Genomic DNA, 13,546 nt, shown 5'->3' on the forward strand with positions numbered 1-13,546 from the left:
AGGCAAGTCCGCGGGAAACGCCGTCGATCACAGAGATTCGCCGCGTCCGCCCTGTTTCAAGGCAGCGCCTGCAAGCTCGTTGGCCCGGTATAAAAGGGAGATTGGCTGGGGCGGGAGGATTCGAACCTCCGTATGACGGAATCAAAATCCGTTGCCTTACCACTTGGCGACGCCCCAGCAGTATCACAGGTGCGTAGCGACTCTGCGAAACGGGGCGGAAGATAGCGGCATCGGGTTGGGGGTGCAACTCCCTGGAAATCGGTTCGTTTGCGCGCGTTTGGCCTCTTGCAGCCCCCCGGCCGGGAGGCTATAACGCCGCCTCAGATTGGATACGGAGTGTGGCGCAGTCTGGTAGCGCACCTCGTTCGGGACGAGGGGGTCGGAGGTTCGAATCCTCTCACTCCGACCAATCTAGCCGCTGGTTTCTGCTTTCCCGAAAAGCACGCTCAACAGAAACCCGGACAAAACTCCATATCCAGCATATCCGATGCCGTTCGCAGGCCTGCAAAACTGCGGGCGTGCTGCAGGTGTCGCTTCCAAACGCATCGCTGCATGTGCCCGATTTGACAGGCCCGGCGCGAAACCTATTATGCGCCCTGCTCGATGGTTCCCGAGGCGCGAAGGTTCGCGGCTGAGGGAGGCAAGAGGGAACAGGGTGAGGCAAGCGTCTTCGACAAGAAGGCTCGAGCCGATGCCCTGGCTGCCCCCGCAACTGTAAGCGGCGAGGCCTCGTTCGAAAAAGCCACTGTTGATTGCGCCTTTTGCGGGCACACACAACGGGAAGGCGGAACAAGGCCGATGACCCGTGAGCCAGGAGACCTGCCATTAAGCGCGTCATCTACCGGTGGCCGGGGTGTGCCAACGGGGCGGCTTGTCCGCATGGGTGACGCGTCGGTTTCGCGTCCCTTGCGGTGTTCCTGCCGCATCGTGTTGTGCGGTCTGTCGCGTCTTCTCCATGGGCTTCCCCGCTCTGTTTGTTCGCGCCCCACGTCGCCGGTCCATGCGGCCGGGGTTGGCCGCGAACGACACGATGGGGTTCTTATGAACAACTCAATGCCCAATGGGCGCCGCCTGGGAGCGGCCCTCTTCACTCTTGCGGCGATATCCGCAAGTCCTGCTCTTGCCGATCAAACCGCAAGCATAGCGCCTGAGCTTCTGATCACGGCGGGCACCATGCCGCTGCCGACGAAGGAAGTCGCCAGCTCCTACACAATCATCACGGCGGCGGATATTCAGCGTTTTCAATATCGCACCGTTGTCGACGCGTTGAAGTCCGTTCCGGGCGTTCACATTGTGCAACAGGGCGGTTCAGGCTCGCTCGCCTATGCCTTTACGCGCGGCGGCAACTCCAACCAGACGCTCGTTTTGTTGAACGGGCAGCCTGTGAGCGACCCCGCCTCCCCTTCCAACGCTTTCAACTTCGCCTTCCTCACGCTTGAAAATGTCGAGCGCATCGAGGTGGTGCGCGGGCCGCAAAGCGCGCTTTATGGCAGCCAGGCGATCGGCGGCGTCATCAACATCATCACAAAGCAAGGCACGGCCACGCCGTCGAATACGCTCAGCGTTGAAGCCGGATCGCGCGGCTCGCTGAATACGAGCATCACGTCGAGCGGCAGCGTCGGCAAGACCAACTACTTTGCGTCTCTCGCGCGGCAGGCCACGAACGGCAACGACATTACGCCGTCGAGATATCGCCTCGGTACGCCGGAGGAGAAAGATGGCAATGAGGACATCAACGGCTCGCTGCAACTCAACAGTGCGCTCAACGAGCTGGTGACCGCATCTGCCTTCGCGCAATTCGGCGATACGCGCAATGCATCCGATACGAGTTTTGGAGGCATCGACGCCGGTGCGAAGACGATCCAGCTTTTTCTCAGCGGCTCGATCGAAGGTAAATTCGCAGGCGGCGTCTGGACGCCGAAGCTCAACACCTCGTTCACGAAATATCATCGCAACGATGTGGACTATCCCGACGTCCTCTCGGTGGACGACAGCCAGAGCAACAATCGCGGCGAACGCTTCACGCTGAGCGCGGACAATGCATTCAAGCTCGCCGATTGGAACCTGCTGACGATCGGCGCGGAATATGCGCATGAGACATTCACGTCGAATGGCTATCTGTTCATTCCCGATCCTGTGTGGGGCGACTATCTCTCGGTGGCGGATTCGGCGGCTGCCACATCGTCAACGGCGATATATGGATCGAACCATGTCGATCTCGGCGGACGGTTCTTTGCCACCGTCAGCGGTCGCTATGACATGCCCAAGGATTTCGGCAATCAGTTCACCTATTCGATTGCACCCGGCTATTACATCGAAGAAACCGATACGCGTCTGACGGCGAGCTATGGCACGGCCTTCAAGGTGCCCGCACTGTTCGAGCGCTATGGTTTCACGGCGACAACCTATGGCGACTATCACGGCAATCCCAATCTGAAGCCTGAAAAAAGCCGCGGCTGGGAAGTGGGCGTCGATCAGGGGCTGTTTGGCGACTATGCCAAGGTCGGCCTGACTTATTTCAAGAGCCGTATCGAGGATTCCATCCGGCAGGATGCGTTCTTCACGACGTCGATCAACAGCCCGACCTTCCATGCGTCGGGCGTGGAGAGCTATATCGAAATCGATCCGCTGCCCAATGTCTCGGCACGTCTCGACTACACCTATACGCTGATCGACAAGGGGGCGGCGGCGACGCCGATCCTTCGTCGGCCCCGCCATATCGTCAGCGGAACGCTCGGCTGGCAGGTTGACGACAAGACGGACCTTGGCCTCAATGTCGAATGGGTCGCCAATTATTTCGATGTTTACAACAGCCCCGTCGTCTTCGGCATTTTCAAGGCGAGCCCCTATGCGGTCGTGAATATCAGCGGATCGCATCAGCTTACCGACAGCGTGAAGCTGACGGCGCGGATCAACAATCTGCTGAACAAGCAATATGAGCCGGCAGATGGATTCCAGGCGCAGGGCTTCGAAGCCTTTGCGGGCATCGCCTATACGTTCTGATCGAACGCGAGTGAACGAGAATGAACGCGGGGAGGAACACTCCCCGCGTTTTTCATTTTCCGGTGAAGTTCGCTTTGCGCTTCTCGACGAAGTGGGCGACGCCTTCCTTGAAGTCGGCTGTGCCGAAGCTCTTCTGCATTTCGCTGTCGCCGACTTCCAGCGCTTCGTTGAAACCCTGAAAGAGCGCTTTCCAGATTTGCGCTTTCATCACGGCCATCGAGCGGGGCGAGACGGTTTCGGCAAGCACCGTCGCATAATCCATCACCGCGCCCATGAATGTCTCCTGCTCGAAGACCTTGTTGACGAGGCCCATGCGCTCGGCTTCGGCGGCTGTGAACTTGCGGGCCGAGAGCAAGAGGTCGAGCGAGTGAGCGGGGCCGACGAGATGCGGCAAGAGCCAGGATATGCCGTGCTCGGCAATCAGACCGCGCTGCGCAAAGGCGGTCGTGAACTTCGCGTCGGAACCAGCAAAGCGCATATCGGCATATAGCGCGAAGACGAGGCCGAGGCCTGCCGCCGGGCCGTTGATCGCGGCAATGATCGGCTTCCTGATTTGAAAGAGATAACCGAAGCGGCCGCCATAATGCGGCGTGACGTCCGGCCCGAGATCGTTGCGAAAATCGAAGGTTTCCTCGCGCGTGGCTTGCGCCAGTTCGCGGTCCTCCCAGTTCGCCGGTTTGATCTGCTGAAGGAGGCCCATATCGGCCCCGGCGCAAAAGCCGCGCCCTGCCCCGGTTATCACGATGACGCGCACCGCATCATCTTGCACTGCAGCAGCGAGCGCCCGCTTGATGCTCTTTTCCATGGCGGCAGTCCAGGCATTGAGCCTGTCCGGCCTGTTCAGGGTGATGAGGCCGACGCGGCCCTTCACCTCATAAATGAGATCCTCATACTGGCTCATGGCTTTCTCCCTCGGTTGGCTTTTGCTCTTGCGGCATTTTGAGCGAGTATAGGCACGAGAAAGCGCGCTCAAAAAGGATGCGAAAGAAAAAATGACAGGGTTTCAGCAGATCGTCGTCGATAGCCCGGAGCCGCATGTCGCGCGGATCGTGCTCAATCGTCCGCAGCAGATGAACGCCTATTCGACCCAAATGTGCGAGGAACTGGTCGAGGCGCTGGAAGATTATCTGCGCGATGACGACAAGCGCTGCCTCATCCTCACCGGCGCGGGGCGCGGATTTTGTTCGGGCGGCGATGTCAGCGGCGCCGATGGCGAGCACGCGGAACTGATGAAGACGCAGCTTTCTCACGGACGCGAAATGCGCGACGGCATGCACCGCGTCATTCTTGCGCTGTCGCGCATCGACAAGCCGGTGATTGCGATGATCAACGGTGCGGCGGTCGCTGGCGGATTGACGCTGGCCCTTGCCTGCGACATGCGCATTGCGTCCGATCAGGCAAAGCTTGGCGACACGTCTGGCCGCTTCGGGCTCCTGCCGGACGAAGGCGGCGCCTGGCTCTTTCCCCGCGCCATGGGCCTCGACCGGGCATTGAAGATGACGCTGCTTGGCGAGGTTTACAACGCAACCGAGGCTGAGCGCCTCGGGCTTGTAACGGAAGTCGTGCCGCATGCCGAGCTTGAAGTGCGGACATTCGCGCTGGCTCGCGCGCTTGCGAAGAAAGCACCGCTCGCCGTTCGGCTGGCGAAGAACATGATGCTGCGCGCGAGCGACGTGTCGCTGGAGCGTTCGCTTGGCGATGCGGCACTTTCCGTCATGGTCGCCAATCCGAGTGCGGATGTGCGCGAAGGCGTGAAAGCGTTCTTTGAAAAGCGGGAGCCTAAATTCGCGGGCAAGTGAAGCCGCTTGTCGCCCCTGCAAATCTGCTAGCCTTCCGATCAGCACAATCGAAACGGAACACCATCATGCCTATGCCCGAAAAGGGAACCGACTGGGAAAGCCTCAAACGCGAGATGCAGGAGCGCGGTGCGCATGACGTCAAATGGCGTGATGGCAAGACGGCCGTTTATGTCTTCAATGCCGGGCCCGATGTCGAGCGCGTACAGAAGGAGGCCTATACGCTCTTCATGTCGGAAAATGGCCTCGGGCCGATGGCCTTTCCGAGCCTGAAGAAGATGGAAGATGAAGTCGTCGCGATGGGGCTTTCGCTGCTTCATGCGCCTGACGGTGCCGTCGGCAACATCACATCAGGCGGCACGGATTCGATCACCATGGCGATGAAGACCGCGCGCGACTTTGCGCGCAAGGAAAAGGGTGTGACCGGCACGCCCAATGTCGTGTTGCCCTATTCGGCACATCCCGCCTTCGACAAGGCGGCGAAGATGATGGAGATCGAAATTCGCCGTGTGCCGGTCGGTGCCGATCTGCTGGCTGATGTGGAGGCGATGGGCAAGGCGGCGGACGAGCGCACGATCATGATCGTCGGATCGGCGCCCTGCTTTCCTTATGGGCTTATCGACCCCATCGAGAAACTCGGCGCACTCGCGCAAGCGCGCGAGCTGTGGCTGCATGTGGACGCTTGCGTCGGCGGATATATCGCGCCTTTCGTGCGGATGAATGGCGGCGATGTTCCGCCTTTCGATTTCGAGGTGCCCGGCGTTTCGTCCATGTCGGCCGATCTGCACAAATATGGCTATTGCGCCAAGGGCGCATCGACCGTGCTTTTCCGCTCCGAGGCGCTGCGTGCTTACATGATCTTCGACACGGATTCATGGCCGGGCGGGCGCATGGTCACGCCGACGCTTGCGGGCACGCGGCCCGGCGGCGCTATCGCGGCGGCATGGGCGGTGATGAATTTTCTCGGCGTCGAGGGTTATCGCGCCAAGCACAAACAGGTGACGGATGCGCGCGAGAAGATCGAGGCGGGCGTCAAGGCGCTCGGCTTTCGCATTCTCGGAAAGCCGCAGCTCGGCCTTATCGCCTATACGCATGACGAGATCGACTGCATGGCGGTGTGGGGCAAGTTGTTTGAGCGTGGCTGGTTTACGAGCCTGACGACGCAGCCCAAGGGGCTGCATCTGATGCTCTCGCCCTTCCATCTGCAGGTGGCGGACACTTATCTGGCCGATCTCGCCTGGGCGGTGGAGCAGGTCAAAGCCGGTGCGAGCGGCGCAAAGCGCGAGGCGCGCTACAGCTGAATGCAAAAGAGCCCGCCAAATCGGCGGGCTCTTTCATATCGAAGGCGACTGAACGATCAGTTGCCCGTGGCGTTGTCGATTTTCTCGCCGGCCTTTTCAGCCGGGCCTTGCGGGTTCACTGCGTCCTTCATGGAATCTACAGCGTTGTCGAGTTTTTCGCCCGCCTTTTCAGCCGGGCCCTTGTCGTCGCATGCGGCCAGCGCGCCCATCAACGGGAGCGTGAGAGCGATGCCGATCATTGCTTTGCGCAACATATTCAAGACTCCATGTTCTTTCGGGAAAGTGACGTCAGATGACGCCGAGCAGCAAGAGGACGAGAAGAATGATGAGTATCGTGCCGATACCGCCACTTGGATAGTAACCCCAACTGGAGCTATAGGGCCAAGTCGGCAGTGCACCGACAACCAGCACAATGAGCAAAATCAGCAATAAAAGATGCATGTTGGTTCAACCCATAAAACTCAGTGAAACAGAAAATAGATGAGGATGAGGATCGGAATCGGAACGCCGACGATCCAGAGAAACAAATAGCGCATGTCTATTCCTCCACATGGCGCGCATGATTGACGATGCGCGACGCGAGATAGACGACAACCGCCGTCACAACGACAGATGTCACGGGCCGCTTGCGGATCGCATTCACGACAGTGTCGACGACAGGATGCGCAAAGGCTTCCTTTGTCAGGTCTCTGGCATCGTCTTTCAGCGCTTCAGCATCTCTGCGCAGACGGGTCGTTTTGCTTCTGATCGCCATAGCACTATTCACCGTCACTCTGTGGGGCACACAATTCACCGGCCATAAGGCCCGGCTCGTCTAGTGAAACGCCGTAAATCAGGTGCGGTTCCCTTGACCGGGTCGAATAGTTTCCAGGGCAAGGGCGTCCTATGCGGGACATGTTCCCAAAGCGCATTCGCCTGCTACACTCCAGCCGACAAAAGAAGTCACTGGGAGGGACTCTGATGGGCGGGTTTGTGCGGTCGGGTGAGCGCGTATCCGATATTGCGGTTTTGTCTGAGCATGCGGCGCGCGCCGGGTCGGGGTTTGCGAGCCTCGGCATCGGGCCGGGCGACGTTGTTGCCATCTATCTCCGAAACGACTTTGCCTTTTTCGAAGCCTCCGTCGCGGCGGGCCTTGTCGGCGCTTATTCGACGCCGGTCAATTGGCACAATTCCGCCGATGAAGCTGCTTACATCTTTGAAAATTCGGGCGCGAAGGCGATCGTCATCCATGCCGATCTCTATCATCCAATCGCCAGCGCGCTGCCTGCCGGGGTGCCGGTCTTCGTCGTAGAGACGCCGCCAGAGATCATCGCCGCCTATCGCCTCCCTGCCGATGCGCTGCGACTGCCCGCGGGGGTACCACTCTGGAGCGAGTGGCTCGCGAAATTCCCACCCAAGGAAAAAGGGCCCGACGAGCCGCCGGGCACGATGATCTACACGTCCGGCACGACCGGACACCCCAAGGGCGTGCGCCGGGCGCGACCGAATGGCGAGCAGGCGCTTGCATGGCAGAAACTCGTCGGCGGCGTGATGGGCTTCGATCCGAAATTCGGCAATCCCGTCGACATGGTGACCGTGATCACAGGGCCGATGTATCACTCCGCGCCCAATGCCTATGGACTGTTTGCATTTCGCGTCGGCGCGAATGCGATCCTGCAGCCGCGCTTCGATCCCGAAGAATTGCTGGCGATGATCGACAAGTACAAGGTTACGCATCTTCATATGGTGCCGACCATGTTCGTCCGTCTGCTGAAGCTTCCCGATGAGGTGAAGAAGAAATACGACCTTTCGTCCTTGCGCTTCGTCGTCCACGCGGCGGCGCCCTGCCCGGTTCATGTGAAACAGGCCATGATCGAATGGTGGGGGCCGGTAATTTTCGAATATTACGGCGGCACGGAAACCGGCGCGGTCGTTTTCTGCGACAGCAAGGAATGGCTCGCTCATCCTGGGACGGTGGGCAAGGCGGTCGACGGCGCGGAAGTTCGTGTGCTGGGGGAAAATGGCGAGGAGCTTGCCAAGGGCGCGACCGGGGAAATCGTTTGCCGGACGTTCACCATTCCCGATTTCACCTATCATCGCGACGAAGAGAAACGGCAGCGCGCGGAGAAAGCGGGCCTGATCTCGCTTGGCGATATGGGTTATCTCGACGATGACGGCTTTCTCTATCTGTGCGACCGCGCCAAGGACATGATCATCTCGGGCGGCGTCAACATCTACCCTGCCGAGATCGAGGCGGAGCTGCACAAGATGCCGGGCGTCGGCGACTGTGCAGTCTTCGGCATTCCCGACGAGGAATTCGGCGAACAGGTCTGCGCCATCGTGCAGAGGCTGCCCGGGGCAGACATCACGGAAAGCGCCGTGCGTTCATTTCTCCGTGAGAAGATCGCCGGCTACAAGGTGCCCAAGCACGTCGAATTCCGTACCGACCTGCCGCGCGAGGACTCCGGCAAAATCTTCAAGCGCAAGCTGCGCGAGCCTTTCTGGGAAGCCGCCGGACGGAGAATCTGAGTTCTCCCGACGTCCTGCTGCACGTGCGAAGGCCGGTAGAACCGGCTCGCACCGCCGTGAAAATCACCGGCCACTTTGATCGACTGCGGATCAATTCCGCGGGTTCGAGGCCGTTCGAGCGGTCTTAATTCGCTCCGACCACGGCCGGATGGTCGCGCCTGTCGGCTCGAGCCGGGCCGCCGCATCCTCTTTTTATGCGATCTTTATTCTTTCGCGCCCCAAGTCATCTCGATTTTTGTGTCACATTAGGTGTCTGCTCCGGTCACGCTACGGACCCTGTCGAAGGAGACTCCTCATGCTCGACGCCGGAATGCTCGCTCTCGCGCTCGCCTCCTTTGCGGCGCTCTTTGGCTATCTTTTCCTCTGCGACCGTCTGTGAGGCCCCCATGAGCTTCGATCTCATTCTGGGGGGCGGCGTCGCCCTTTTCATTCTCGGCTATCTGCTTGTCGTCCTCGCCATGCCGGAAAGGTTCTAGGAGCCTGCCATGACAGCGAACGGTCTTATCCAGATCGCGCTTTTCAGCGTGATCGTTTTGCTTATCGCGCGCCCGCTCGGCGGCTACATGACGCGCGTGTTCAAGGGAGACCATGTCTTCCTCACGCCGATCCTCCGGCCCGTCGAGTTGCTCTTTTACAGGCTCGCAGGCGTTGACGAAAAAGACGATCAGCATTGGCTCCGCTATGGCGGCGCGATGCTTTTTTTCAATTTGGCCTGCTTTGCCCTTCTCTACGCCATGCTGCGTTTGCAGGCCTATCTGCCCTTCAATCCGCAGGGCTTCGGCAATGTCGATCCATTGCTTGCTTTCAACACGGCGGTTTCCTTCGTCACCAATACCAACTGGCAGAACTACGGCGGCGAGACGACGCTGAGCTACTTCGTCCAGATGGCCGGCCTCACCGTGCACAACTTCGTCTCGGCGGCGACCGGCGTGGCGCTGGCGATGGCCTTCATTCGTGGCTTCTCGCGCGCGTCGGCGAATGGGCTCGGCAATTTCTGGATCGATCTCACACGCTGCTCGCTTTACGTGCTGCTGCCCGTCGCGATCGTCGTCGGCCTCTTCTTCGTCTGGCAGGGGATGCCGCAGACACTGGGTGCCTATGTCGATGCGACCACCGTCGAAGGCGCACACCAGACCATCGCCGTCGGGCCCGTCGCTTCGCAAGAGGTGATCAAGATATTCGGCACGAATGGCGGCGGCTTCTTCAATGCAAACTCGTCGCATCCCTTCGAAAATCCGAACGCCATCACCAATCTCGTCCAGATGCTCCTGATTTTCGCAATCGGCGCGGCGCTCACAAACGTTTTCGGCCGCATGGTCGGCAACGAGTGGCAGGGCTGGGCACTGTTCGGCGCCATGGGCGTCCTGTTCCTCGTCGGCGCGCTCACAGCCTATCATTTCGAAGCTGTCGGCAACCCGAACATATCTGCGCTCGGCGTCGATCAGACCGTCAGCGCGCTACAGGCGGGCGGCAATATGGAGGGCAAGGATGTCCGCTTCGGCATCGCCAATTCCGCCCTCTTTGCCACCGTCACGACGGATGCGTCCTGCGGCGCCGTCAATTCCTGGCATGACAGCTTCACGCCGCTTGGCGGGCTCGTTCCCATGGTCAACATGGAGCTTGGCGAAATCATTTTCGGCGGCGTCGGTTCCGGTCTTTACGGCATGCTGCTCTTTGCCATCGTCGCCGTCTTCATTGCCGGGCTGATGGTCGGGCGCACGCCGGAATATGTCGGCAAGAAAATCGAGGGCTATGACGTCAAGATGACGGCGCTCGCCATCATCATCCTGCCCTTCTCAACGCTGGGCTTCACCGCACTTGCAAGCTCGCTTCCCGTCGGCGTGTCGAGCATCGCCAATGCCGGTCCGCATGGCTTCAGCGAGATCCTCTATGCCTTCAGCTCGACCACAGGTAACAATGGCAGCGCCTTTGGCGGCCTGACGGGCAACACGCCCTTCTACAATGTCACGCTGGGGCTTGCGATGCTGATCGGCCGCTTCGGCATGATCGTTCCGATGCTCGCGGTTGCCGGCTCACTCGCGCGCAAGAAACACGTCGCGACTTCCGCCGGCACGTTTCCGACCGATGGCGGGCTTTTCGTCGCGATCCTCATCGCCGTCATCATCATCGTCGGCGGCCTCACCTACTTCCCGGCTCTTTCGCTCGGTCCGATCGTCGAACACTTCTCGATGGTCAACGGCACGCTTTACTGAGGAAAAATCATGTCACTTGCTCATAACCCGGCAGCCAGCGAGAGTTCCTCTCATCGCCTCAAAACGGCTTCGCTCTTCCGGGGCGATCTTGTCAGGCAGGCGATCATCGACTCCTTCGTGAAGCTCAGCCCGCGCACATTGGTCAAGAACCCGGTCATGTTCGTGGTCGAGATCGTCGCCGCGCTGACAAGCGTTCTGCTGGTGCGCGATCTCGCCATCGGCGCGCATGTCGGCTTCACGGCGCAGATCGTCTTCTGGCTATGGTTTACCGTGCTGTTTGCAAACTTCGCTGAAGCCCTTGCCGAAGGACGCGGCAAGGCCCAGGCCGATGCGCTTCGCCGCACGCGCTCTGAAGCCGTCGCCAAGCTTTTGCGGAAGAGCGGCGCCGGTTATGACATCGTCCCGGCAGCTCAGCTCAAGGTCGGCGACGTCGTGCTGGTCGAGGTGAACGATCTTATCCCGAGCGACGGCGATGTCGTCGAGGGCGTCGCATCGGTTGACGAATCCGCCATCACCGGCGAATCCGCGCCTGTCATCCGCGAAAGCGGCGGCGACCGCTCCGCCGTTACAGGCGGCACACGCGTGCTGTCGGACCAGATCAAGGTCCGCATTACCGCCGCACAGGGCTCGACCTTTCTCGACCGGATGATCCATCTCGTCGAAGGCGCCGCGCGGCAGAAGACGCCGAATGAAATAGCGCTCAACATCCTTCTCGTCGGCCTCACCATCATCTTCCTGTTCGCGACGGTAACGATCCCGAGCTTTGTTTCCTATGCGGGCGGCACCGTGCCGGTCACGGTTCTCGTCGCGCTCTTTGTCACGCTCATCCCGACGACAATCGGCGCGCTGCTTTCTGCCATCGGCATTGCGGGCATGGATCGCCTCGTGAAATTCAACGTGCTCGCCATGTCCGGCCGCGCCGTCGAGGCGGCAGGCGATGTCGATACGCTGCTCCTCGACAAGACGGGCACCATCACGCTCGGCAATCGCGTCGCCAGCGAATTCGTGACCATGCCCGGCGTCAGCGCACAGGAGCTTGCCGATGCAGCGCAGCTTTCCTCTCTAAGCGACGAAACGCCGGAAGGCCGCTCCATCGTCATTCTCGCCAAGGAAAAATATGGCCTGCGCGGGCGCGAGCTTGCCAATCTCAACGCGAAGTTCATTCCCTTCTCGGCCCAGACACGCATGAGCGGCATCGACATTGACGGGCATCAGATCCGGAAAGGCGCCGCCGATGCGATATTGCAATTCGTCGGCGTGAATGCTCCCAATGCCGTCGTACCGAAGGAATTCCAGCAGGTCGTCGACGGGATCGCTCGCGCGGGCGGAACGCCGCTCGCCGTGTCGAAAGATCACACTATCCTCGGCGTCATCCACCTCAAGGACATCGTCAAGGGCGGCATTCGCGAGCGTTTCGCGGCGCTGCGCCGGATGGGCATTCGCACCATCATGATCACCGGCGACAACCCGCTGACGGCAGCCGCCATTGCGGCGGAATCGGGTGTTGACGATTTTCTCGCTCAGGCAACGCCCGAGGACAAGCTGCGCCTGATCCGCGAGGAACAGGCCAAGGGAAAGCTCGTCGCCATGTGCGGCGACGGCACCAATGACGCGCCCGCGCTTGCTCAGGCCGATGTCGGCGTCGCCATGCAGACCGGCACGCAAGCCGCCCGCGAGGCCGGTAACATGATCGACCTCGACAGCGATCCGACAAAGCTCATCGAGATCGTCGCCATCGGCAAGCAATTGCTGATGACGCGCGGCACGCTGACCACGTTTTCGATCGCCAACGATGTCGCAAAATATTTCGCGATCATCCCGGCCATGTTCGCGGCCTTCTATCCGGGCCTCGGCGTGCTCAACATCATGCATCTCTCGACCCCGCAAAGCGCGATCCTGTCGGCCATCATCTTCAATGCGCTCATCATCATCGCATTGATCCCGCTGGCACTCCGGGGCGTTCAGTACACGCCGCGCAGCGCCGCCGCCTTCCTGATCCGCAATCTGCTGATCTATGGCGCGGGCGGCATCATCGTTCCCTTCATCGGCATCAAGCTCATCGATCTCACCATCACGGCAATCGGTCTTGTCTGAGGAAAAGCCATGTTGAAAGAAATCCGCCCTGCCATCATCCTCACGCTGCTGCTCACGCTGCTCCTCGGCCTTGCCTATCCGCTCGGCATGACGCGCCTTGCCGGAATGTTCTTTCCTCATCAGGCATCAGGCAGCCTCATCGTGAAGAACGGCGCCGTCATCGGCTCCGAAATCATCGGCCAGACCTTCTCGAGCGCGAAATATTTCCATAGCCGCCCCTCGGCGACGACAGGGACCGACGACAAGGGCAACACCATTGCGCTCCCCAACAACGCCGCCAATTCGATGGGCTCCAATCTCGGGCCGACCAGCAAGGCCTTGATGGAGCGCATCAGGGGCGACGTTGAAAAGCTGAAAGCCGAAAACCCCGGCGCGGCCATTCCCGTCGACATGGTGACGACCTCGGCAAGCGGTTTCGACCCCGACATCACGCCCGCAGCCGCCCTCTTTCAGGTGCCCCGCGTCGCCAAGGCCCGGAATCTCGATCAGGCCAAGGTGGAAGCCCTCGTCAACCAGTTCACGAAACCGCGAACGCTGGGTATCATTGGCGAACCAGCGGTCAACGTCCTGAAGCTCAACATGGCTCTGGATGCCGCAACGGCGGGATGAACGCGTTGACCCGACAGGCATA

Annotated in this window: 12 protein-coding genes, 2 tRNA genes and 1 riboswitch; of the genes, 9 read left to right on the forward strand and 5 right to left on the reverse strand. The window is 60.3% G+C overall.

Features of this window, described 5'->3' with window-relative positions:
* Window positions 1-102: 102 nt before the first annotated feature.
* Window positions 103-177: transfer RNA gene (locus WA943_RS04500), tRNA-Gln, on the reverse strand.
* Between the two features lie 155 nt (window positions 178-332).
* Between WA943_RS04500 and WA943_RS04505 the strand changes: the two genes are divergently transcribed.
* Window positions 333-409 (forward strand) — tRNA-Pro (locus WA943_RS04505).
* 178 nt (window positions 410-587) lie between these two features.
* Window positions 588-841: riboswitch (cobalamin riboswitch) on the forward strand.
* 200 nt (window positions 842-1,041) lie between these two features.
* On the forward strand, window positions 1,042-3,003 hold the full coding sequence (locus WA943_RS04510; protein ID WP_424468652.1) for a TonB-dependent receptor plug domain-containing protein: 1,962 nt from the start codon (window positions 1,042-1,044) through the stop codon (window positions 3,001-3,003).
* 52 nt (window positions 3,004-3,055) lie between these two features.
* On the opposite strand, the gene WA943_RS04515 is transcribed toward WA943_RS04510, so the two are convergent.
* Window positions 3,056-3,904 (reverse strand): enoyl-CoA hydratase, encoded by an 849-nt coding sequence (locus WA943_RS04515; protein WP_424468653.1) that lies wholly within the window; start codon window positions 3,902-3,904, stop codon window positions 3,056-3,058.
* A 91-nt stretch (window positions 3,905-3,995) separates the two neighbouring features.
* Between WA943_RS04515 and WA943_RS04520 the strand changes: the two genes are divergently transcribed.
* The gene (locus WA943_RS04520) at window positions 3,996-4,802 is read left to right on the forward strand and encodes an enoyl-CoA hydratase/isomerase family protein (protein WP_424468654.1); all 807 of its coding nucleotides are present in this window, start codon (window positions 3,996-3,998) and stop codon (window positions 4,800-4,802) included.
* Window positions 4,803-4,867: 65 nt separating this feature from the next.
* Window positions 4,868-6,100, forward strand: a complete 1,233-nt coding sequence (locus WA943_RS04525) for a pyridoxal phosphate-dependent decarboxylase family protein (RefSeq protein WP_424468655.1) — start codon at window positions 4,868-4,870, stop codon at window positions 6,098-6,100.
* 56 nt (window positions 6,101-6,156) lie between these two features.
* Here WA943_RS04525 and WA943_RS04530 read toward each other — a convergent pair whose 3' ends face one another.
* From WA943_RS04530 to WA943_RS04540, 3 genes are all read right to left on the reverse strand, one after another.
* A complete protein-coding gene (locus WA943_RS04530) occupies window positions 6,157-6,354 on the reverse strand; it encodes a hypothetical protein (protein ID WP_424468656.1) in 198 nt (65 codons plus the stop codon).
* Window positions 6,355-6,388: 34 nt separating this feature from the next.
* Window positions 6,389-6,541 (reverse strand): DUF3309 family protein, encoded by a 153-nt coding sequence (locus WA943_RS04535; protein WP_424468657.1) that lies wholly within the window; start codon window positions 6,539-6,541, stop codon window positions 6,389-6,391.
* Window positions 6,542-6,638: 97 nt separating this feature from the next.
* Window positions 6,639-6,854 (reverse strand): hypothetical protein, encoded by a 216-nt coding sequence (locus tag WA943_RS04540; RefSeq protein WP_424468658.1) that lies wholly within the window; start codon window positions 6,852-6,854, stop codon window positions 6,639-6,641.
* Between the two features lie 206 nt (window positions 6,855-7,060).
* Here WA943_RS04540 and WA943_RS04545 point away from each other — a divergent pair, with 206 nt between their 5' ends.
* The 5 genes from WA943_RS04545 to kdpC all read left to right on the forward strand — a co-directional run bounded on the left by WA943_RS04545 (window position 7,061) and on the right by kdpC (window position 13,524).
* Window positions 7,061-8,608, forward strand: a complete 1,548-nt coding sequence (locus tag WA943_RS04545; RefSeq protein WP_424468659.1) for an acyl-CoA synthetase — start codon at window positions 7,061-7,063, stop codon at window positions 8,606-8,608.
* A 386-nt stretch (window positions 8,609-8,994) separates the two neighbouring features.
* Window positions 8,995-9,084, forward strand: coding sequence for a K(+)-transporting ATPase subunit F (locus WA943_RS04550; protein ID WP_152216705.1), 90 nt, complete (start codon window positions 8,995-8,997; stop codon window positions 9,082-9,084).
* A gap of 9 nt (window positions 9,085-9,093) precedes the next feature.
* Complete coding sequence (kdpA, locus tag WA943_RS04555) at window positions 9,094-10,821, forward strand: potassium-transporting ATPase subunit KdpA (protein WP_424468660.1); 1,728 nt, start codon at window positions 9,094-9,096, stop codon at window positions 10,819-10,821.
* Window positions 10,822-10,830: 9 nt separating this feature from the next.
* The gene (kdpB, locus tag WA943_RS04560; protein ID WP_424468661.1) at window positions 10,831-12,915 is read left to right on the forward strand and encodes a potassium-transporting ATPase subunit KdpB; all 2,085 of its coding nucleotides are present in this window, start codon (window positions 10,831-10,833) and stop codon (window positions 12,913-12,915) included.
* Window positions 12,916-12,924: 9 nt separating this feature from the next.
* Complete coding sequence (kdpC, locus tag WA943_RS04565) at window positions 12,925-13,524, forward strand: potassium-transporting ATPase subunit KdpC (RefSeq protein ID WP_424468662.1); 600 nt, start codon at window positions 12,925-12,927, stop codon at window positions 13,522-13,524.
* Window positions 13,525-13,546: the final 22 nt, after the last annotated feature.

Source organism: Parvibaculum sp., assembly GCF_049651025.1.
Taxonomy (GTDB): Bacteria; Pseudomonadota; Alphaproteobacteria; order Parvibaculales; family Parvibaculaceae; genus Parvibaculum.